Source organism: Ferrigenium sp. UT5 (assembly GCF_045866295.1).
Classification (GTDB): domain Bacteria; phylum Pseudomonadota; class Gammaproteobacteria; order Burkholderiales; family Gallionellaceae; genus Sideroxyarcus.
Genome location: NZ_BAAFRY010000019.1, coordinates 14,851 through 34,328, shown reverse-complemented (window position 1 = coordinate 34,328; position 19,478 = coordinate 14,851). Strand labels below are relative to the sequence as shown.

The window sequence follows — 19,478 nt, the reverse complement described above, 5'->3', positions numbered from 1 at the left end:
ATGGCAACTGCGGGTGCAGGTCAAAAAAAATCCAAGACGGTCGCCGCGATGATCGTCGGCATCGTGCTTGGCGTGACGATTGCCGCAATCGTCGCCTGGTATACGACGCAGAAGAATCCGGCCACGTTCAAGGAGCCGCCGGTCGCGCGCGAGGCGGCCCGACCCTTGCCGCCACCGGTTGCCAATTTGCCTGCGCCGCGCGCGCCCGTGGTGAATCAACCCCAGGATTTCGAGTTCTACCGGGTGTTGCCCGACAAGGCTGAAAATCAGTCGAAAAAATCCCCGTTGCCCGCGCCCAAACCCAGCGTTGCTCCGAGTGTGAAGCCGGGTGATGCGACCCCCTATATCGTCCAGGCCGGTTCGTTCCAGAGCGCCGCTGATGCGGAAAAACTGAAAGCCCGGTTGGCCCTGGCCGGTCTGGAAGCGAGCGTGCAGAGCGTGGATCTGCCCGGCAAGGGAATCTGGCATCGCGTGCGGCTTGGCCCGTTCGCGGGCCTGACGGCGGCGAATGAAGCGATTGCTAATTTGAAGTCAAACGGGGTGGCCAATGCCGCCGCAATTCATGCGCAATAAAGAGGAGACGCAGATGAAGCTCATGCATAAGTTGATCGCGATAGTGTTGTTCCTGGTTGCCACGCACGTGCAGGCGGGCGTGGTCGAGGGCAGGGACTACACAGTGATGAGTCCGGCGCAGCCGACCAGCAGCGGGAGCAAGGTCGAAGTGCTGGAATTTTTCTTCTATGGCTGCCCGCATTGCTATCACTTGCATGGCCCCTTGAGTGTGTGGGAAAAGAAGATGCCCAAGGATGTGGAGCTGCAATCCGTACCGGTCATTTTCCGCGACACCTGGGAGCCGATGGCGCGTACCTTTTATGCGCTGGAAGCACTGGGTGAAGGTAAACGGTTGCACGATGATTTGTTCGACGCATGGAATGTGTCCAGGACCGATTTGAGCGACGAGCAAAAGATCACGGCGTTTGTCGCCAAACGCGGGGTGGATGCGGCGAAATTCGGCGCAGCCTACAACTCGTTCTCCCTTGCCGGCAAGGTCGCGCGCAGCAATCAGATGGTGCGCAGTTATGGCGTGCGCGGCACGCCAACTATCGCGGTGGACGGGAAGTACATCATCACCGGACTGGAACCGGCCGATACCATCCGCGTGCTGGACGAAGTGATTGAAATTGCACGCAAGGAGCGTCGCGCGGGCAAGCGTTGATGCGCGTCGTCATCACGGGCGCGTCGAGCGGCATCGGTCTTGCCCTGGCGCGCCATTATCTTCTGCGCGGCGCAATGGTCGCCGCCATCGCCCGCCGTGGCGAATTGCTGCAAGCGCTGGCGGCGGAATTCCCCGATAAAGTCTGTTGCTATGCGCTGGATGTGCGCGATGCGCCCGCCCTGCGCGCCGCCGCGGACGATTTCATGGCGCGCGCAGGCGTGCCGGATATTGTGATCGCCAATGCCGGCGTGAGCATCGGCACGCTGACCCAGTACGAGGATGACAACGACGTGTTCCAGCGCGTGATGGACATCAATGTGCTGGGTGCGGTGAAGACCTTTCAGCCCTTTCTGCAGCGGATGCGAGCCGTCGGTCGTGGCCGCCTGGCCGGCATTGCAAGCGTTGCTGGATTCCGCGGCTTGTCCGGTGCGGGGGCCTATTCTGCCTCCAAGGCGGCGCTGATCTCGTACATGGAAAGCCTGCGGCTGGAGATGCGCGACAGTGGCGTCAAGGTGGTTACCGTGTGTCCCGGCTACATCCGCACGCCGATGACCGATATCAACCCCTATCCGATGCCGTTTCTGCTGGAGGCCGACGACGCTGCGCGCCGCATCGCGCGGGTGATCCGGCGCGGCTATTCGTTGGCGGTGGTGCCGTGGCAGATGGCGCTGGTCGGACGCCTGCTCAAGGGGCTGCCGAACGGGCTGTACGACCGCCTGTTTGCGCATGCGCCGCGCAAGCCGAGGGCGCGGGGCTGATGGCGATTTATCGAAAATTCATCCGGGGCGGTGTGCCGGAATATCTGGCCCGCTATTACTGGTGGGCCTATCTGTGGGACAAGAGCATCTGGTTCTTCGACCATCAGCCCATCATCAACGCCATTCTGTTCGGGCAATACGATACCTTGCTCAACAAGACGCTGGCGCAGGTCGAACGCAAGCCCGGTGCCAGACTACTGCAACTCACCTGCGTCTATGGCAAGCTCACGCCATCGTTGTTGCACCATACCGACAATGAAGTGCATCTGTGCGATGTGGCGACAGGACAGTTGGCGTTGGCGCGCGGCAAGACCACTGAGGCCGCAGATCGTTGCCTGCTCGCCCGCATGAATGCCGAATCGCTGGGCTATGCCCAGGACACATTCGACCAGGTGATCCTGTTCTTTCTGTTCCATGAGATGCCGCCCCAGGCGCGACAGCATGTGTATGACGAGATCGCGCGCGTGGTGAAGCGCGGCGGCTCGGTACTCATCACCGAATACGGCAGCACCCCCGAACGTCATCTGCTTTATCGCTTTCCACTCACGCGCTGGGTATTGGGCAGGATGGAGCCGTTCCTGCCGGGATTCTGGCAAGAAGATGTTCAGGCAAAATTGAATGAGGCCTTGCTGAAACAGGGCAAGCGATTGGCGGGAGAACCGCAGGTCGAGCATTGCTTTGCCAATTTTTACCGGGTCATGCGCTTCGATCTGAACGCGTGACGCGACGCGTCAAGGTGCGCTGCAATCCCGGTCGCCGCGTGCCCGCAGGTAACGCGCAAACCTCGGGATGCCGGTCTTGGCGTTGATTCCATTGTAGCGATAGGTGATCCAGCAACCGAGCGCGGGCGGTGCCCGCCGCTCGGCATCGCTCAAGCCCGATCCGAGCCGGAAACGCTGTCCGGATTCTGCGCGCACTTCGAGCGCGCCGGTCATGCCGGCATATTTCCCCTGCCCCGGCAGATGGCCGACCACCTGCGCATCCGCATCCAGATAGGGTTTGTATTTGAGCAAGTCATCGGTGCGTTCGGCGCGGTAAAGCGCGCTGCCGCGATGCAGCATCAGACCTTCGCCGCCGCGCTTGACCACTCGCGCCAGGGCAGCCCGCAAGGCCGCGACATCCTTCACCTTGAACTGCTCGACATGCTGCACCCAGGGTTGGCGCAGGGATGCAACGATCCGCCCCAGTTCTGCATCGCGCTCGCTGAAATTGCCCGGATGCGCGGGCAGGTCAAACAGCATGAACTTGATCTCGTGCCAGGCGCGATCGTCCGGCTGAAGTTGGCGGACCGTGGAAACGGCCTGCGCGAAGTGTCCGCGTCCGGCCCATAGTTCACCATCGAGCGGTGTTGCGGGCCAGCCGGCGGTGAACCATTGCGGTGCTTGAATGTGCGCGCCGCCGCGCGTCAGCAACTGCTTGCCGTCCCAATAGCCGCGCATCCCGTCATACTTTTCACTGACCCAGTATTCGCCGAGCGGGATGTCGTCGCGGAAATGATTGGCCAGGGACAACGGGGGCGGAGCACCCTCGTCGGCTAAAAGCGCGGCTGAATGGGAAACAAAGCAAAAGGCCAACAGCAACGAAATCAGGCGAGTGCGCACGTTATCCTCCGCTGCAGCGAGAGACTGGCCCCCTATTGGGGACGCTGCCGATTTAGCCGGCGAGTTTTTGTTTCAAGATCTCGTTGAGTTGCGCCGGGTTGGCCTTGCCTTTGCTGGCCTTCATCGCCAGACCGACGAAGAAGCCGAACAGCTTGTCCTTGCCGGAACGATACTCGGCGACCTTGTCCGTGTTGGCAGCGATAATCTCGTCCACGATCTGCTCGATCGCGCCCGCATCCGAGACCTGCTTCAGGCCTTTGGCTTCGATGATGGCATCGGCTTCGCCACCCTCCGCCCACAGGGTGCGGAACACTTCCTTGGCACCGGAGTTGGACACCGTGCCGTCGGCGATGCGTTGCAGGATGCCGCCGAGTTGCCGGGCCGTGATCGGGCACTGTGCGATGTCGAGCCCGTCGCGGTTCAACTGCGCGCTGACTTCCCCGATCATCCAGTTGGCGCAGATCTTGGCTTGCGCGGGCACGACGTCCAGTGCCGCCTCGAAGAAATCTGCCATCTCGCGCGAAGCCGTGAGGAGGCTGGCATCGTAAGCCGACAGGCCCAGATCGTTCACATAACGCGCCTGTTTCGCCTGCGGCAATTCCGGCAAGGTGGCGCGCATCTGCGCGATCCACGCGGGCGAGATTTCCAGCGGCAACAGGTCGGGGTCGGGGAAGTAGCGGTAGTCGTGCGCGTCCTCCTTGCTGCGCATCATGCGCGTCTCGCCGCTGTCCGGGTCGAACAGGATGGTGGCCTGCTGCACCTTGCCGCCATTTTCGAGGGTATCGATCTGCCATTGCACTTCGTGGTCGATGGCCTGCTGCATGAACTTGAAGGAGTTCAGGTTCTTGATCTCGCGCCGGGTGCCCAGTTCGGCGCCGGGTTTGCGTACCGACACGTTCACGTCGCAGCGAAAAGATCCTTCCTGCATGTTGCCGTCGCTGATGCCGATCCACCGCACCAGCGTGTGCAACGATTTTGCATACGCCACCGCTTCGGCAGCGGAACACATGTCCGGCTCGGACACGATCTCCAGCAACGGCGTGCCGGCGCGGTTCAGGTCGATTCCGGTCATGCCGTGAAAATCGCCGTGCAGCGACTTGCCCGCGTCTTCTTCGAGGTGGGCGCGGGTGATGCGCACCGTCTTTTCGTAAGGTTTGGCGTTGCCGGACAGCGGCGCGACCTGGATGGTCAATGCGCCTTGCCCCACCACCGGCAGCTCGAACTGGCTGATCTGGTAACCCTTCGGAAGGTCTGGATAGAAATAGTTTTTGCGCGCAAACACCGAGCGAGGCGCGATGTGCGCGCCCGTTGCCAAGCCGAACTTGATCGCGCGTTCCACCGCGCCTTTGTTCAGCACGGGCAACACGCCTGGCAAGGCGATGCTCACCGCATCGGCCTGTGTGTTCGGCTCGGCGCCATACGTGGTGGAGGCGCCCGAAAATATCTTTGTGTTGGTCGAGAGCTGGGTGTGCACTTCCAGCCCGATGACGATTTCCCACTGCATGTTATTTACTCGGTTTCTTTAGTTGCGGCGCTGAGGAATTGAATCGGACAATTTTCTCCCATTCAATCTGTCCGTCAGCGGCACAAAATTCTTCAATAAATTCTTTGGTAAAGCGATTGATTACCTTGGCATACTCGATCTGGAAATCCTCATTTCTTTCCCTAGCCTTGTGCCCAATGGGTTCAATAAGTTCGAGATACAGTCCTGGTTTGTTGGTAATCAAAGTCCAGAAACGCTCACCACAGATTTTTAAATAATCGCCTTTATCCTCGACAGTCTCTTTTCCATAGCAACAGCCATTCACAGCAACAACATTGCGGACGCCACCTGTTTGTCTCAGCACAATTGTCGCCTTGCGAAAGTTGTCACGCATTTTCTTGATCTGGCTGCTGTTACCCCAATTGGGTCCAGACTTAACCGAAACGATATAGCGTACGCCGTCTAGCGTGAACTCAAGGTCTATTCCTTCTATGCCAGACTTCATACCACCAAACGCAAGTGAGCAAGCGTAAATCGCAACGTTTTCAAGGAATGCACCAAAAATAGTTTCTTCCTGTGATGATAGGTGCGCGTCCAGAATCCCTTTAACCAACTCGGATGCCGTGTTGACGTTCTTAGCCTTAAATAGATAGGGATTCTTCCGTTTAAGTACATTCTTCAGCTTTAGCCCGCTTAAACTTTCCAAGCGACGCTCGTGAAAAAGTGGAATATTTTTTTCAATGAAGCGTGCGATTTTAGTTTTCATGGGTCACCTTATATTTCGCTCGTTTTTGCAACAGTATGAGTTGACGATCTTCGAGTTTTTCACGTGCCATCTCGCAGTATTCGGGCAGCAAATCAATGCCGATTGCATTGCGCCCTAATTCTTTGGAAACTTCGATGCTGGTGCCTGATCCGGCAAACGGATCCAACACCCAATCGCCTTCGTCCGTGAATAGTTTGATGAACCATTCGGGCAGAGCGCGCGGGAAAGCCGCACTATGATTCTTGTTGCCGCACTCTGTTGCAAGGTGCAGCACGTTGGTAGGGTAGGCCATGGTGCGTTGTGCCCAGTTTGCAATGTTCTTGCCGAAACCACTGCCTACCTGGGAGTCATATCGCACGACATCATTTTTCCCAAGCGATTTTAGGCGTGTCTCCGCCCAGTCACCCATCGGTACCATTACCGATTCTTGATTCATTTTGAATTTTCGCGATTTGGTGAAATGCAAGCATCGTTCCCATGAGTCGCGAAAACGATTTGGCCATTTTCCGGGATAGCAGTTTCTTTTGTGCCAGATATACTCTTCCGTCCATAACCAACCTTGCTTACGCAGGGCAAGAATCAGTTCCAGCACATAAGTATGGCGTTCGCCATTTTCTGCCTTTTCCTTGATGTTCAGGACAAACGATCCTGCTGGTTTGAGTACGCGCAAAAATTGTTCAGAGCGAGGCAAAAACCAATCGACGTATTGCTCTGGTTTGATACCACCATAGGTTTTCGCACGGCGGTCTGCATAAGGTGGGGAAGTGATGATGAGGTCGAAGGTGCTGTCACCACACTTTTGCAATGCCTGTAAGCAATCCCCTTGAATTATTTCTGCCTTGAGCATCATGTGGCTTCCGCAACAAACCCATTCAACGCAGTGTAAACGCTCTCAGGCACTTCCTTATATCCACCCGCCTGAACGCAGACTTCACCGCTGTGAAAATAATAACAATCCCCATCTTTCTGGGAATAGTCGCCGTACCAATTTCGTGCGGTTTTTGTTAGTGCGTTGGAGGCTTCTTTCTCGGATGCCGCAGTGAAGCGCACGGGAACTTTATATTCATAATCGCCGTTGCGCTCTCCAAGTTGACCGATGAAATAGTGTGTCATTTTGTTTAGATTCCTTTCGGCATTAGTGTATGCCAGTCGGTCGCCAGTTGATATTGGTGCGCCACATTCAACATGCGCGCTTCGCCGAAATAGTTACCGATGATCTGCAGACCAACCGGCATGTCGTTGGCGCCGAAACCGCAGGGGATGGACATGCCGGGCAGGCCGGCGAGGTTCACCGCGATGGTGTAGATGTCGGACAAATACATCTGCACCGGATCGTCGCCTTTTTCGCCCAGCTTGAATGCGGTAGACGGCGAGGTGGGTCCCATGATGACATCGCATTGTTTGTAGGCTTCGGTAAAATCCTGCGCGATCAAGCGGCGGATTTTCTGCGCCTGCAAATAGTAGGCATCGTAGTAGCCGTGGCTCAACACGTAGGTGCCGATCATGATGCGGCGCTTTACTTCCTCGCCGAAGCCCTGCGCACGGCTCTTCTCGTACATGTCCGTCAGGTCGGTGTATTCCGGCGCACGGTAGCCGTAGCGCACGCCGTCGAAGCGCGATAGGTTGCTCGACGCTTCCGCCGGGGCGAGCACGTAGTACACCGGTACGGAGAGTTTCGAATTGGGCAGCGAAATATCGACGATTGTCGCGCCCAGTTTCTTGTATTCGGCGATGGCGGCTTCGACCGCCTTGGCCACGTCCGCGCCCATGCCTGCCGTGAAGAACTCCTTTGGCAGGCCGATGCGCAGGCCATTCAGCGGTTTCGCCAGATCGCGTGCGTAATCTTCCTTGTCGCGTTGCAGCGAGGTCGAATCGCGCTCGTCGAATCCGGCCATGGTGTTGAGCAACAGCGCCAGGTCTTCTGCGCTGCGTCCCATGGGCCCGGCCTGATCCAGGCTGGAGGCAAAGGCGATCATGCCGTAACGCGAACACACGCCGTAGGTCGGCTTCAGGCCGGAGATGCCGCACAGTGCCGCAGGCTGACGGATGGAGCCGCCGGTGTCGGTGCCGGTCGCCGCCGCGCACAGACGCGCAGCGACTGCGGCAGCGGTGCCGCCGGAAGAGCCGCCAGGCACACGCGCCGTGTCCCACGGGTTCTTTACCGGGCCGTAGTAGGAGGTCTCGTTGGACGAACCCATGGCGAACTCGTCCATGTTGGTCTTGCCGAGGTTGACTGCGCCCGCCCGGTTAAACAGTTCAATGACATGCGCGTCGTAGGGCGACACGAAGTTGTGCAGCATCTTCGAACCGCAGGTGGTGAGCCAGCCTTGGGCGCAGAAGATGTCTTTCTGTGCCAAGGGGATGCCGGTCAGCGCATCGGCCTGGTCCGCCGCGAGGCGCGCATCGGCGGCTTGCGCCTGTGCCAGCGACAGCTCCGGGTTCACGGTGATGAAGGCGTTGAGCTGCGGGTTCTGATGTGCGATGCGGTCGAGGTAGAGCCGCGTCAGTTCGACGCTGGAGATCTTTTTGGTGCGCAGGGCGGCGCCCAGTTGGGTCAGGCTGGAATGGATCATGGGGCTATTCGATAACTTGGGGGACGAGGTACAGACCGCCTTCGACCTGCGGGGCAATCGCCTGGAACAGCTCGCGCTGGTTGGTGTCGGTGACGACATCCTCGCGCAGGCGCTGCGCCAGGTCCTGGCTGTGCGACATGGGCTCCACGCCATCGGTGTTGACCGCCTGCATCTCGGCGATCAGGCCGAAAATGTCGGAGAGTTGGTGGCGTGCGGTTTCGACCGCTTTTTCGTCCATCGCCAGGCGGGCCAGACGGGCGACTTTTTCGACATCCTGGGTATTTAAAGACATGGCAAAGACTCTGTTCAAACAGGGCCGATAGGGTATCATACGCGGCCATTCGCGGCATCTCTTTCAGACTACAGGAATCAATATGTTCGGACTGTTCAACAATTACTTCTCCAATGACCTCGCGATCGACCTTGGCACCGCCAATACCTTGATCTGGCTGCGCGGACAGGGCATCGTGCTGAACGAGCCTTCCGTGGTGGCCATTCGCCAGGAAGGCGGGCCGAACGGCAAGAAGGTGATCCAGCAGGTCGGCCTCGCCGCCAAGCAGATGCTGGGGCGCACGCCGGGCAACATCACCGCCATCCGCCCGATGAAGGACGGCGTGATTGCCGACTTCACCGTGACCGAGCAGATGCTCAAGCAGTTCATCCGCCGCGTGCACAAGTCCAGCTTCTTCACCCCCAGCCCGCGCATCGTGATCTGCGTGCCCTGCGGCTCGACCCAGGTTGAGCGCCGCGCCATCCGCGAATCCGCATTCGGTGCCGGCGCGCGCCGCGTCGAGTTGATCGAGGAGCCGATGGCGGCGGCGATCGGCGCCGATCTGCCGGTGGAGGATGCGACCGGCTCGATGGTGGTGGACATCGGCGGCGGCACCACCGAAGTCGGAGTGATCTCGCTCGGCGGGGCGGTGTATTCCGGTTCGGTGCGCGTCGGCGGCGACAAGTTCGACGACGCCATCATCAATTACATTCGCCGCAACTACGGCATGCTGATCGGCGAGACCACCGCCGAGCAGATCAAGAAACAGATCGGCTCCGCGTTCCCCGGCAGCGAAGTGCGCGAGCTGGAAGTGAACGGCCGCAATCTGGCCGAAGGCGTGCCGCGCAGCTTCACCATCTCCAGCAACGAAATCCTCGAAGCCCTGACCGATCCGCTCAACAGCATCGTGTCTGCGGTCAAAACCGCGCTGGAACAGACCCCGCCCGAACTCGGCGCGGACATCGCCAGCAAGGGCATGGTGCTCACCGGCGGCGGTGCGCTGCTGCGCGACCTCGATCGCCTGCTGATGGAGGAAACCGGCCTGCCGGTGGTGATCGCCGACGACCCGCTGACCTGCGTGGTACGCGGTTCCGGCAAGGCGCTGGAGAGCATGGACAAATACACCAACATCTTCACCACAGATTGAATCAGTGGTGCTGGAAGACACGCGCTCGCTCCGTTTTTTCAATCGCGGCCCGAGCGCGGTCGCGCGGCTGATTTTTTTCTCGGTGCTCTCACTGTGCCTGCTGTTCGTGGACGCACACTACCGTTACCTTGAATCAACGCGCCAGGTCATTGCCGTCGTCATTTATCCTTTCCAGCGCCTGACCGCGCTGCCGGGCGATCTCTGGCACGGCGCTGCCGAGTACGTTTCCTTGCAGCGTCACCTGGTTGCGCACAACGAACAGTTGCGCCTGCAACACGATGCGGATGCGGCGCAGCTCAGGCAATTCGAGGCGATGCTGAACGAGAACGCGCAATTGCGCGGCCTGCTGGAAATAAAACAGCGCGCGGACTATACCGTGCAGGCGGCGCAGATCGTTTATCTGGAACGCGATATTTTCAAGCGCAAGTTGTTCGTGGATATCGGCGCCCAGTCCGGGGTGGAAGCGGGACGCGCAGTGGTCGATAACCAGGGGGTGGTGGGACAGGTCACGCGCACCTTTCCCTGGCTGTCCGAAGTCACGCTGGTGACGGACAAGGACAATGTTGTGCCGGTGCAGGTCGTGCGCAACGGTTTGCGCGCGGCGGTGTTCGGTTCCGGCAACATCAGCGAGATGGAATTGCGCTACCAGCCGGTCAACGCCGATGTCGAAGTGGGCGACGAGTTGGTGACCTCCGGCCTGGACGGTACCTATCCGCCCTTGTTGCCGGTGGCAAAAGTCGTCCGCATCGAGCGCGACCCGGCATACCCGTTCGCGCATATCGTTTGTGCGCCGCTGGCGGGCGTTGACCGCCATCGTACCTTGCTGATCGTGTCTGCAGTCCCGCCGTTGCCGGCGCGCCCGCCGGCGAATGCGGCAGAAGAAGGCGTGGGCAGAAAAAAATCCGGCAAGCGAGGTTACCGATGAGTTCTCACTTGACGACCGACCGCGAATTTTTGCTTCCCGCCCGCCGGCGTTTCATTTTGGCCACGTTCATCGTGGCCGTGCTGCTGGAGTGGCTGCCCTGGCAGGGCTGGGCTCTGATACTTCGCCCCGATTTCGTCGCGCTGACACTCCTTTACTGGTGCACCCACAAACCGCACCGGGTCGGGCTCGGTATCGCCTGGATCCTCGGCATTCTGGTCGATGTCGCCGACGCGAGCCTGTTTGGCCAGCATGCGCTGGCTTATACCGTGCTGGCGTTTGGCGGGGTGGTGTTGAACCGGCGCGTGCAGATGTTCAGCCTCAAGGAGCAGTCGGTGCATGTGTTCGGCCTGTTGCTGGTGAGCTATGCCGTCTATGCCCTGATCCACTGGCAGCTGCGCGGGTATGTGACGTGGGCATATTTCATCGGCAGCCTGACTTCTGCCCTGCTGTGGGCGCCGCTCACGTTGCTGATCCAGAGGCTGCGCAGTCCACGCCGGAACCCCAACGAACTATGAAGCGCAAGGTCGAGCTGAAGAACCATCAGCGCGAAATCCATTTCTTTCGCTTGCGTCTGTTCTTCGGCCTGGGTTTCGCCAGTCTGCTGATGCTGATCTTGCTGGCGCGCCTCTTCTATCTGCAGGTGCTGCAACACGGGCACTTCGACACCCTGGCGGAAAGCAACCGCATCTACGTCGTGCCCATCGTGCCGAACCGGGGCGTGATCACCGACCGCAACGGCGTGGTGCTGGCGCGCAACTATGCCGGTTACACGCTGGAGCTGACGCCCGAGAATATCCCCGACCTGAATGCCACCATCGAGGAGATCGGCAAGCTGGTCGAGATCAAACCCAAGGACCTGCGGCGCTTCAAAAAACTGATGGCGGAGCGGCGCTCCTTGCAGACCCTGCCGCTGCGTACCCGGCTGACGGACGACGAGGTGGCGCGCTTTGCCGCGCAGCGCTACCGTTTCCCCGGGGTGGAACTGAAGGCGCGCCTGTTTCGGGAATATCCCTATTACGAGATGACTTCGCACCTGCTCGGCTACATCGGGCGCGTCAACCAGCAGGAACTGGACGAGCTGGACAAGCAGGGACTCGCCACCAACTACATGGGCTCCGAATACATCGGCAAGACCGGCATCGAGCAGTATTACGAGAAGGTGCTGCACGGCACCACCGGTTTTGAGGAGGTCGAGGTGGATGCGGGGGGGCGGGCAGTGCGCATGGTGGCGCGAACCGCACCCGAGTCGGGCAAGAATCTGACCCTGACGCTCGATGCCAATTTGCAGGAAGTGGCGGTGCAGGCCTTCGGCGATTTTCGCGGCGCACTGGTCGCCATCGATCCGGCCAGCGGCGAGGTGCTGGCCTATGTCAGCAAACCGGGCTACGACCCCAATCTGTTCATCGACGGCATCGACAGCGAGAGCTGGGATGCGCTCAACAATTCCCCGGACGTGCCGCTCAACAACCGCGCCCTGCGCGGGCAATATCCGATGGGTTCCACCATCAAGCCCTTCATGGCTCTGACCGGTTTGCATTTTGGCGCGCGTTCGCCCGACTTCAGCATCAGCGATCCCGGTTACTACATGCTGCCCGGCAGCCGGCATCAGTACCGCGACTGGAAAGTGGGCGGGCATGGTCGCGTGGATATGTTCCGGTCCATCGTCGTGTCGTGCGATACCTACTATTACGGCTTGGCGACCGAGCTCGGCATCGACCGCATGGTTGATTTTCTGGGGCAGTTCGGTTTTGGCAAGCGCACCGGGATCGATCTGGAGGGCGAGGTGCCGGGGCTGTTGCCGTCGAGCGCGTGGAAGATGCAGCGCCACCAGCAGGTATGGTATCCCGGCGACACCGTGTCGGCAGGCATCGGCCAAGGTTACCAGTTGGCCACGCCCCTGCAGATGGCGCATGTGACCGCCACGCTGGCCAATGGGGGCATTGCGTATCGTCCGCATCTCACCAGGGAGGTTCAGGGAGGGGCGCCCGGCACGTCGCAGCCGGTGTTCGATCTGAAAATTCCGCCGCAGGATATCGCGCTGGTCAAGCGCGCCATGCAGGCCGTCACCCAACCTGGCGGCACCGCCGCCGGTTCGTTCTACGGCGCGAGCTATCCCGTGGCGGGCAAGACCGGCACGGCACAGGTCATTGCCATCAAGCAGGGCGAAAAATATGATGAGAAAAAAGTCTCGGAATACAACCGCGACCATGCCTGGTTCATCGCTTTCGCGCCGGCTGACCAGCCGCGTATCGCGCTGGCGGTGCTGGCGGAGAATGGCGGACACGGCAGCTCAACCGCAGCGCCGATTGCGCGCAAGGTGTTCGATTACTATCTGCTGGGCAAGCGACCGCAGCCATTAAGAAAGGCCGCCGTGAAAGAGGCGGCGGAGGGGGATTGATGAACCTGAGAAGCGCAATTGAGCCACGAATGATCACTGATGAAACACGGATGAACGACGGTTTGCCTGTCAATTGTGCGCACACCATTCAGGTGAGCCCCAACTTTCGTGTGACGCACGGTTTTATCTGTGTAAATCCGTGTTCATCTGTGGCTAACAAGGGTTTTTAGGATGAATCTGCGCCAACTCAAACAGCGTTTCGTGCTGCACCTTGACCCGCTCCTGTTGTCGGGGCTGGGCGCATTGTTGCTGGTCAGCCTGCTGATCCTGTACAGCGCCAGCGACGGAAACGGGATGCGTGTGCTGGCGCAGCTGGGCAATATCGCGGCCGGTTTCGTCGCGCTGTGCATCATCGCCAACATGCCATTGCACTGGCTGATGCGGCTGGCCGTGCCTACGTATGTGCTGGGCATGGTGTTGCTGATCGGCGTTGCCCTGTTTGGCGAAATCAGCCACGGCGCGCGCCGCTGGTTAAATCTCGGCGTGGCAAACATCCAACCCTCCGAGCTGATGAAGATCGCCGTGCCGCTGATGATGGCCTGGTATTTTGAAAAGCACGAGGCGACGCTGACCTGGCGCAACCACCTGATCGCCGCCTTGTTGCTGGTGATGCCGGTAGCGCTGATCTTGCGCCAGCCCGATCTCGGCACCTCCATCCTGATCGCCGCCAGCGGCTTCTTTGTCCTGTTTCTCGCCGGTTTGAGCTGGCGCGTCATCATTGGCTTGCTGGTGACCGCCGCCGCCAGTGCGCCGTTCCTGTGGCATGCGCTGCACGATTACCAGCGCCAGCGCATCCTGATGCTGTTCGATCCGTCACAGGATGCGCTGGGCAAGGGCTATCACACCATCCAGGGCATGATCGCGGTGGGGTCCGGCGGGGTGCTGGGCAAAGGCTACCTGGAAGGGACGCAGACCCATCTGGATTTCCTGCCCGAGCGCACCACCGATTTCATCTTTGCCGTGTGGTCGGAAGAATTCGGTTTCCTCGGCAACCTGCTGCTGCTCGGTCTGTATGTGTTCGTCATCGGACGCGGCTTCGTCATCACCGCCAACGCTTCAACCTACTTCACGCGCCTGATGGCGGGCAGCATCACCCTGACCTTTTTCATTTACACTTTCGTCAACATCGGCATGGTCACCGGCATTCTGCCGGTGGTCGGCGTGCCGCTGCCGCTGGTGAGCTATGGCGGCACGTCACTGCTGACCCTGATGCTCGGCTTCGGCGTGCTGATGAGCATCCATACCCACCAGCGTCTGGTCAAAACCTGAAAGGACATCCATGAAGCACCTGCTGATTCCGCTGACCCTCATCCTGTTGAGCGCCTGTGCCAGCGCACCCAAGGAAACGGACCAGAGTGCCGCCGCACAAAAACCGGTTGCCACACAGGGCGGAGGATACCTGGCCGGCGACGGGCCGGGGGCCGACGCGCCGGCCAACCTGGACAGCCTGCCCGATGCCGTTCCCAAGGCTGAACCGCTGCACCGCTATGCCAACCGGCCCTATTCCGCCTTGGGCAAGACCTATACCCCGCTGGCTGCGCCGGGTAACTACAGGGAACGCGGCTCTGCCTCCTGGTATGGCAGGAAATTTCACGGCCAGCGCACCTCCATCGGCGAAACCTATGACATGTACGGCATGACGGCGGCGCATCCCACGCTGCCCGTGCCGAGTTACGCCCGCGTGACCAACCTGGCCAACGGCAAGTCGGTGGTGGTGCGTGTCAATGATCGCGGCCCGTTCCTGCATGACCGTATCATGGACCTGTCCTACGCCGCCGCCTGGAAGCTGGGTTATGTCAATCAGGGCAGCGCCGAAGTCGAAGTGGAAAGCCTGTCCGTCGACGGCAACGCGCCGGTCGCGACGGCAGTTGCGCCGGCCCCAGTGGAAACCGTTGCGGCCACCACGGTGATGCCGGTCATGGCGTCTGACAGAACGGGTAAAGTGTATTTGCAGTTGGGCGCATTCCGGGAAAAACAGGGTGCGGAAAGCTTCCTCGCCAAAATGCGCGCCGAACTCGGCGACAGCGGCAAGGACATTGTGTTGCAGCAGAAAAAAGGGCTGACGCGCGTGCACATCGGGCCGTATGCCAGTGCGGATGAAGCGCGCCGTACCGCCAACATTCTGGCCGCCCGGCTGGGCTTCAAACCCTTCGTGAGCCTGCATTAACGGAAACGTTGCAGGCCGGGTGCGACACGCGCTCGCCGCTACCCGCTCCCGGGATTGCGGTAACGCCCTTGTTGAAGAATTAGAATATACTAATATACAAGCATCATCACTCAAGGAGTCAGCCATGTTTGGAATAAGCGTCAAGGAAGTCGATGCGAACCAGTTCGCACAATGGGTCGGCGACGACGGCCACAAGCTACGCGTGATCGACGTGCGTCAGATGGAAGAGATTGCGCAGGGCACCGTGCCCAAGGCTGAAGCCTTGCCGCTGCACACCCTGCCGATGAAGGTGAACGAACTGGACAAGGGCGAGAAGCTGGTCATGGTCTGCCGCAGCGGCGCGCGTTCGGCGCAGGCCTGTCTGTATTTGCAGCAGCAAGGATTCAGCAACGTGTTCAACCTGCGCGGCGGCATGATCGCCTGGGTGCAGAGCGGCTTCCAGCCTCAACGACTGGGCTGATATTTAACCCGCCACCCGCAACACCAACCCTTTCAGATAGGCCCCTTCGGGGAAGCTCAGCAGCACCGGATGATCCGCTGCTGCGTGCAGCTTCTTCACAATCTGCGCATCCACTCCGGCATCCAGCGCCGCACCGGCGATGATCTTCTGGAACAGCTCGTCATTGATGCCGCCGGAGCAGGAGTAGGTGAACAGCAGACCGCCCGGACGCAGCAGCTTGAAGCCCAGCAGGTTGATGTCCTTGTAGGCGCGCGAGGCTTTTTCGGCGAAGGCGGCGGTGGGGGCGAACTTGGGCGGGTCCAGAACGATCAGATCGAATTTTCGGTTCTGGTCGCGCAGCTTGCGCAGCCCCTCGAACACGTCGGCGCACCACCATTCACATTTTTTTCCATCCCCTCCGTTCAGCGCCACATTGCGTCGTGCCAGCTCCAGCGCGGCTTCCGAGGCGTCGATCGAGAGCACTGACTTTGCCCCGCCGCGCAATGCATAGAGAGAGAAGCCGCCGGTGTAGCAGAAGCAGTTGAGTACCTCGCGGTCGGCGGCCAGCGTGCCGGTGAAAGCGCGGTTGTCGCGCTGGTCCAGATAGAAGCCGGTCTTCTGTCCGCCCGCCACGTCCACCGCGAAACGCAGGCCGTGTTCCGTTACTGCCACGTTTTCCGGCAAGGCCCCGCGCAGCACGCCGCAGCGCTTGGGCAAGCCTTCCCGTTCGCGCCCGTCGGAGTCGGAGCGCTCGTAGATGCAGGCGGGGGCGCACAGTTCCTGTAGCGTATCGGCCAGCGTGTCGCGCCAGCGCTCCGCCCCGGCGCTGCCGAGCTGCATCACCAGTACGTCGCCATACCGGTCCACGATCAGGCCGGGCAGTCCGTCCGACTCGCCATGCACCAGGCGCATGCCGTCGCTGTTTTGCCCGAGGGACAAGGCGCGGCGCATTTCCAGTGCGGCGCCTATCCTGCGGCGGAAGAAATCGCTGTCCGGGGTTTCCCGTTCATCCCAAGACCAGGCGCGCGCGGTGATCTGCGAGTTGGGGTTGTAGGCAGCCCACGCCAGGAAACTCCCTTCCGCATCGCGTACCGCCACGGTGTCGCCGGGGGCGGGTGCACCGTCGAGGCATTCGACCGCGCCGGAGAACACCCAGGGATGGCGCCGCAACAGCGACTTTTCGCGGCCCGCCTTGAGGAAGAGGGCGGGTTGGGCGGAGGGATTGCCGGGCCGGGGTTCTGAAGGGGCTTGGGGCGTGCGCGTCGCGGTCTGTTGCTGGCCGTGTTGCATGCGCTTGCGGAAATCCCTGCCGCCTTGCGAGGGTCGATGCGGGGTCGAGGGAGATCTGTTTTTTTCTTTGCTCATGATTTCTTTTTCGCGCGCGGATGCGCGCTGTCGTAGATTTTGGCGAGGTACTGGAAATCGAGGTGGGTATAGACCTGCGTGGTGGAAATGCTGGCATGTCCCAGCATCTCCTGCACCGCGCGCAAGTCGCCGGACGATTGCAGCACGTGCGTGGCGAAAGAGTGGCGCAGCAAGTGCGGATGCACCCCGCTGGCGATGCCTTGCGTGATGCCGCGCTGATGCAGTTGCCGTTGCACGGTGCGCGGGCTGATGCGCTTGCCGTTCTTGCCGACGAAGAGGGCGTTTTCCCCCGGTTGGGCGAGCGGTTCGCGCACGGCGAGCCAGGCTTGCAGGGCGAGGATCGCGTGACTGCCCATCGGCACGATACGGGTCTTGCCGCCCTTCCCGGTCACGCTCAATTCCTGCGAGGCGAGGCTGTTGCGCATGGCTGTGCAATCCAATCCGACCAACTCCGCCAGGCGCAGACCGGAAGAATAGAGCAGCTCTAACATGGCTTTGTCGCGCACATCCAGCGCGCTAACCACCGGCATCTCCACCAGTTGCACGGCTTCATCCGGCGAGAGCGTGTGCGGCAGCGCCTTGGGCGATTTCGGCGCGCGCAGGCCGACGCAGGGATTGCTCTTGCAGCCGTGGTCGCGCATCAGGTAGCGGTAGAAACCGCGCCAGGCCGAGAGCAGGCGTGCCAGAGAACGTCCCGACAATCCGCCGCCGTGCAACTGCGCGATAAAGCGCCGGATGTGGTGGCTTTTCAGGTCGGGCAGCGCCGTGGTGGCGGCGAGCGCGAACAAACGGCGGATATCGCGTGCGTAGTTCTCGGCGGTGAGCGGGGAATAGTTGCGCTCGTTGCGCAGATAGGCAAGATAGCCCGTCAGCGTGGCAGGATCGTCAGACATGTAATCTGAACGCACTGCCCAGTGTTTCGGCGATGCGTTGCAGGAACAGCGTGCCCATCTCGGGATAGAAACGCGCCTTGTCTTCGCTGGCGAGGACAAGGAGGCCGATGGTCTGGCCGTTGGCGCGCAGGGGCAGATAAGCGAAGGAACGCAGATGCGTGCCAGTCTCGCCGAACCAGGTCAGGGTGTCGGCGATGGCATGGTGCGTGCAAACGGGTTGCGCGTGTTCGTCGGCAAAGGCCAGTGTTTCGGCGCCGGGCGGTTCGTCGCGCCACAGATGCAGGGCGCTGTGCGGCACGTCGAAGATGTCGCGCAGATTGTGCGTTACCAGCGATTGCAGCGCGGCGCGGTCGTAGGGGCCGAACAACGCGCAGTTGAACTGGTGGACCTTGAGCTGGAGCGCGTCATTCTCGCGGGCAAACGCCAGCAGCTCGCGCAACTGCTTTTCCAGCGCCTTGACCCGCTCGCGCAACGTGAGCAACTGTCGTTCAGACAGTGAGATGGTGCGGCCGCCGTGCGGATGCGGCAGATTGATGTCGGCCAGAATCGCCGCATGGTCTGCAAAGAATTGCGGGTGTTCCACCAGATAGTTTGCGACGTCTTCTGCCTTCATTTTTTGCGCCTCTATAGATTGATCTCGCCTTCGAATACCGTCACGGCTGGGCCGGTCAGCAGCACCGGCGCCTGCGCGCCTGCCCAGTGGATGGTGAGTGCTCCGCCGCGCGTGGCAACATGCACCGTTTCATCCAGCAGGCCGCGGCGGATGCCGGCCGCCACGGCGGCGCAGGCGCCGGTGCCGCAGGACAGGGTTTCGCCGGTGCCGCGTTCATACACGCGCAACTTGATGTGTGCGCGATCCACGATCTGCATGAAACCCGCGTTCACCCGTTTGGGGAAGCGCGCATGGCGCTCGATGAGCGGGCCCTGGATTTCCACGGGCGCAGTCTCCGCGTCATCCACCACTTGCACCGCATGCGGATTGCCCATCGAGACGGCGGTAATCTGCACGGTCTGGCCGGCGACCTCCAGCGGCTGCATGACCGCCTCGCTCTCGCTGGCAAAGGGAATCTGCGCCGGCGCAAAGATCGGCGCGCCCATGTTCACGGTGACGCGGCCATCGTCCTCCAGTCGGGGCGAGATCAGGCCGCTTTTGGTTTCGACCACGATTTCCTTCTTGCCGGTGAGCTTCTTCTCGTGCACGAAACGCACGAAGCAGCGTGCGCCATTGCCGCATTGCTCGACTTCGCCGCCGTCGGCATTAAAGATGCGATAGCGAAAGTCGGCATCGTCGCGCCGGGATTTTTCGACCAACAACAGCTGGTCGCAACCGACGCCGAAGTGGCGGTCGGCCATGAAGCGGATCTGCTCGGGCGATAACGCCACGGTCTGGCGCACGCCGTCAATGACCACGAAATCATTGCCGGCGCCGTGCATTTTGGTGAATTTTAGGGGCATGATGGGCTTTCGAAGATGGCG

22 protein-coding genes are annotated in these 19,478 nt (G+C 60.7%); 11 read left to right on the top strand and 11 right to left on the bottom strand.

The features are described from left to right. The 4 genes from ACKTSJ_RS08455 to ACKTSJ_RS08440 are packed head-to-tail and all read left to right on the top strand — an operon-like array spanning position 1 to position 2,696. Entirely contained in the window at positions 1-573 is a 573-nt protein-coding gene (locus ACKTSJ_RS08455; protein ID WP_407899260.1) for an SPOR domain-containing protein, read from the top strand. 13 nt (positions 574-586) lie between these two features. Beyond that, positions 587-1,216, top strand: a complete 630-nt coding sequence (locus tag ACKTSJ_RS08450; protein WP_407899258.1) for a thiol:disulfide interchange protein DsbA/DsbL — start codon at positions 587-589, stop codon at positions 1,214-1,216. Further along, entirely contained in the window at positions 1,216-1,974 is a 759-nt protein-coding gene (locus ACKTSJ_RS08445; RefSeq protein WP_407899256.1) for an SDR family oxidoreductase, read from the top strand. Before ACKTSJ_RS08450 ends, ACKTSJ_RS08445 begins: the two co-directional genes overlap by 1 nt. Beyond that, positions 1,974-2,696: a methyltransferase domain-containing protein gene (locus tag ACKTSJ_RS08440; protein ID WP_407899255.1), complete on the top strand. Its 723-nt coding sequence runs from the start codon at positions 1,974-1,976 to the stop codon at positions 2,694-2,696. The genes ACKTSJ_RS08445 and ACKTSJ_RS08440 overlap by 1 nt, the downstream gene beginning before the upstream one ends. A 9-nt stretch (positions 2,697-2,705) precedes the next feature. Here ACKTSJ_RS08440 and ACKTSJ_RS08435 read toward each other — a convergent pair whose 3' ends face one another. The 7 genes from ACKTSJ_RS08435 to gatC are packed head-to-tail and all read right to left on the bottom strand — an operon-like array spanning position 2,706 to position 8,689. Then, the gene (locus ACKTSJ_RS08435; RefSeq protein WP_407899253.1) at positions 2,706-3,575 is read right to left on the bottom strand and encodes a DNA ligase; all 870 of its coding nucleotides are present in this window, start codon (positions 3,573-3,575) and stop codon (positions 2,706-2,708) included. A 52-nt stretch (positions 3,576-3,627) separates the two neighbouring features. Beyond that, the gene (gatB, locus tag ACKTSJ_RS08430) at positions 3,628-5,079 is read right to left on the bottom strand and encodes an Asp-tRNA(Asn)/Glu-tRNA(Gln) amidotransferase subunit GatB (protein ID WP_407899251.1); all 1,452 of its coding nucleotides are present in this window, start codon (positions 5,077-5,079) and stop codon (positions 3,628-3,630) included. A 1-nt stretch (position 5,080) separates the two neighbouring features. Further along, positions 5,081-5,824, bottom strand: a complete 744-nt coding sequence (locus tag ACKTSJ_RS08425) for a PmeII family type II restriction endonuclease (protein WP_407899249.1) — start codon at positions 5,822-5,824, stop codon at positions 5,081-5,083. Further along, on the bottom strand, positions 5,814-6,674 hold the full coding sequence (locus tag ACKTSJ_RS08420) for a DNA-methyltransferase (protein WP_407899247.1): 861 nt from the start codon (positions 6,672-6,674) through the stop codon (positions 5,814-5,816). Before ACKTSJ_RS08420 ends, ACKTSJ_RS08425 begins: the two co-directional genes overlap by 11 nt. Continuing rightward, the gene (locus ACKTSJ_RS08415; protein ID WP_407899245.1) at positions 6,671-6,937 is read right to left on the bottom strand and encodes a hypothetical protein; all 267 of its coding nucleotides are present in this window, start codon (positions 6,935-6,937) and stop codon (positions 6,671-6,673) included. Before ACKTSJ_RS08415 ends, ACKTSJ_RS08420 begins: the two co-directional genes overlap by 4 nt. Before the next feature lie 5 nt (positions 6,938-6,942). After that, positions 6,943-8,397: an Asp-tRNA(Asn)/Glu-tRNA(Gln) amidotransferase subunit GatA gene (gene gatA / locus ACKTSJ_RS08410; RefSeq protein ID WP_407899243.1), complete on the bottom strand. Its 1,455-nt coding sequence runs from the start codon at positions 8,395-8,397 to the stop codon at positions 6,943-6,945. 4 nt (positions 8,398-8,401) lie between these two features. Then, on the bottom strand, positions 8,402-8,689 hold the full coding sequence (gatC, locus tag ACKTSJ_RS08405; protein ID WP_407899242.1) for an Asp-tRNA(Asn)/Glu-tRNA(Gln) amidotransferase subunit GatC: 288 nt from the start codon (positions 8,687-8,689) through the stop codon (positions 8,402-8,404). A gap of 82 nt (positions 8,690-8,771) precedes the next feature. Here gatC and ACKTSJ_RS08400 point away from each other — a divergent pair, with 82 nt between their 5' ends. From ACKTSJ_RS08400 to ACKTSJ_RS08370, 7 genes are all read left to right on the top strand, one after another. Next, positions 8,772-9,815, top strand: a complete 1,044-nt coding sequence (locus ACKTSJ_RS08400; protein WP_407899240.1) for a rod shape-determining protein — start codon at positions 8,772-8,774, stop codon at positions 9,813-9,815. Between the two features lie 7 nt (positions 9,816-9,822). After that, positions 9,823-10,740 (top strand): rod shape-determining protein MreC, encoded by a 918-nt coding sequence (mreC, locus tag ACKTSJ_RS08395; protein WP_407899238.1) that lies wholly within the window; start codon positions 9,823-9,825, stop codon positions 10,738-10,740. After that, entirely contained in the window at positions 10,737-11,255 is a 519-nt protein-coding gene (gene mreD / locus ACKTSJ_RS08390) for a rod shape-determining protein MreD (protein ID WP_407899236.1), read from the top strand. Before mreC ends, mreD begins: the two co-directional genes overlap by 4 nt. Next, the gene (gene mrdA / locus ACKTSJ_RS08385; protein WP_407899234.1) at positions 11,252-13,138 is read left to right on the top strand and encodes a penicillin-binding protein 2; all 1,887 of its coding nucleotides are present in this window, start codon (positions 11,252-11,254) and stop codon (positions 13,136-13,138) included. Before mreD ends, mrdA begins: the two co-directional genes overlap by 4 nt. 171 nt (positions 13,139-13,309) lie before the next feature. Next, positions 13,310-14,407, top strand: a complete 1,098-nt coding sequence (gene rodA / locus ACKTSJ_RS08380) for a rod shape-determining protein RodA (protein ID WP_407899232.1) — start codon at positions 13,310-13,312, stop codon at positions 14,405-14,407. A 10-nt stretch (positions 14,408-14,417) separates the two neighbouring features. Next, complete coding sequence (locus ACKTSJ_RS08375; RefSeq protein ID WP_407899230.1) at positions 14,418-15,305, top strand: septal ring lytic transglycosylase RlpA family protein; 888 nt, start codon at positions 14,418-14,420, stop codon at positions 15,303-15,305. Positions 15,306-15,429: 124 nt separating this feature from the next. Beyond that, positions 15,430-15,765, top strand: coding sequence for a rhodanese-like domain-containing protein (locus tag ACKTSJ_RS08370; protein ID WP_407899228.1), 336 nt, complete (start codon positions 15,430-15,432; stop codon positions 15,763-15,765). Positions 15,766-15,768: 3 nt separating this feature from the next. Here the strand turns inward: ACKTSJ_RS08370 and ACKTSJ_RS08365 are convergent, their stop codons facing one another. The 4 genes from ACKTSJ_RS08365 to dapF are packed head-to-tail and all read right to left on the bottom strand — an operon-like array spanning position 15,769 to position 19,457. Continuing rightward, complete coding sequence (locus ACKTSJ_RS08365; RefSeq protein ID WP_407899226.1) at positions 15,769-17,109, bottom strand: class I SAM-dependent rRNA methyltransferase; 1,341 nt, start codon at positions 17,107-17,109, stop codon at positions 15,769-15,771. Then, a complete protein-coding gene (xerC, locus tag ACKTSJ_RS08360) occupies positions 17,106-18,002 on the bottom strand; it encodes a tyrosine recombinase XerC (protein WP_407899224.1) in 897 nt (298 codons plus the stop codon). The genes ACKTSJ_RS08365 and xerC overlap by 4 nt, the downstream gene beginning before the upstream one ends. Then, positions 17,995-18,615, bottom strand: coding sequence for a DUF484 family protein (locus tag ACKTSJ_RS08355; RefSeq protein WP_407899222.1), 621 nt, complete (start codon positions 18,613-18,615; stop codon positions 17,995-17,997). The genes xerC and ACKTSJ_RS08355 overlap by 8 nt, the downstream gene beginning before the upstream one ends. 11 nt (positions 18,616-18,626) lie before the next feature. After that, on the bottom strand, positions 18,627-19,457 hold the full coding sequence (gene dapF / locus ACKTSJ_RS08350; RefSeq protein WP_407899220.1) for a diaminopimelate epimerase: 831 nt from the start codon (positions 19,455-19,457) through the stop codon (positions 18,627-18,629). Positions 19,458-19,478 lie beyond the last annotated feature (21 nt).

Bases quoted from the DNA above. Each gene is read 5' to 3' on its own strand.
- ACKTSJ_RS08375 (WP_407899230.1), top strand. From the start codon at position 14,418: ATGAAGCACCTGCTGATTCCGCTGACCCTCATCCTGTTGAGCGCCTGT.
- gatB (WP_407899251.1), bottom strand. From the start codon at position 5,079: ATGCAGTGGGAAATCGTCATCGGGCTGGAAGTGCACACCCAGCTCTCG.
- ACKTSJ_RS08445 (WP_407899256.1), top strand. From the start codon at position 1,216: ATGCGCGTCGTCATCACGGGCGCGTCGAGCGGCATCGGTCTTGCCCTG.
- ACKTSJ_RS08355 (WP_407899222.1), bottom strand. From the start codon at position 18,615: ATGAAGGCAGAAGACGTCGCAAACTATCTGGTGGAACACCCGCAATTC.
- gatA (WP_407899243.1), bottom strand. From the start codon at position 8,397: ATGATCCATTCCAGCCTGACCCAACTGGGCGCCGCCCTGCGCACCAAA.
- ACKTSJ_RS08365 (WP_407899226.1), bottom strand. From the start codon at position 17,109: ATGAGCAAAGAAAAAAACAGATCTCCCTCGACCCCGCATCGACCCTCG.
- ACKTSJ_RS08400 (WP_407899240.1), top strand. From the start codon at position 8,772: ATGTTCGGACTGTTCAACAATTACTTCTCCAATGACCTCGCGATCGAC.
- xerC (WP_407899224.1), bottom strand. From the start codon at position 18,002: ATGTCTGACGATCCTGCCACGCTGACGGGCTATCTTGCCTATCTGCGC.
- gatC (WP_407899242.1), bottom strand. From the start codon at position 8,689: ATGTCTTTAAATACCCAGGATGTCGAAAAAGTCGCCCGTCTGGCCCGC.
- mreD (WP_407899236.1), top strand. From the start codon at position 10,737: ATGAGTTCTCACTTGACGACCGACCGCGAATTTTTGCTTCCCGCCCGC.
- ACKTSJ_RS08420 (WP_407899247.1), bottom strand. From the start codon at position 6,674: ATGATGCTCAAGGCAGAAATAATTCAAGGGGATTGCTTACAGGCATTG.
- ACKTSJ_RS08370 (WP_407899228.1), top strand. From the start codon at position 15,430: ATGTTTGGAATAAGCGTCAAGGAAGTCGATGCGAACCAGTTCGCACAA.
- ACKTSJ_RS08415 (WP_407899245.1), bottom strand. From the start codon at position 6,937: ATGACACACTATTTCATCGGTCAACTTGGAGAGCGCAACGGCGATTAT.
- rodA (WP_407899232.1), top strand. From the start codon at position 13,310: ATGAATCTGCGCCAACTCAAACAGCGTTTCGTGCTGCACCTTGACCCG.
- ACKTSJ_RS08440 (WP_407899255.1), top strand. From the start codon at position 1,974: ATGGCGATTTATCGAAAATTCATCCGGGGCGGTGTGCCGGAATATCTG.
- dapF (WP_407899220.1), bottom strand. From the start codon at position 19,457: ATGCCCCTAAAATTCACCAAAATGCACGGCGCCGGCAATGATTTCGTG.
- ACKTSJ_RS08450 (WP_407899258.1), top strand. From the start codon at position 587: ATGAAGCTCATGCATAAGTTGATCGCGATAGTGTTGTTCCTGGTTGCC.
- ACKTSJ_RS08425 (WP_407899249.1), bottom strand. From the start codon at position 5,824: ATGAAAACTAAAATCGCACGCTTCATTGAAAAAAATATTCCACTTTTT.
- mrdA (WP_407899234.1), top strand. From the start codon at position 11,252: ATGAAGCGCAAGGTCGAGCTGAAGAACCATCAGCGCGAAATCCATTTC.
- ACKTSJ_RS08455 (WP_407899260.1), top strand. From the start codon at position 1: ATGGCAACTGCGGGTGCAGGTCAAAAAAAATCCAAGACGGTCGCCGCG.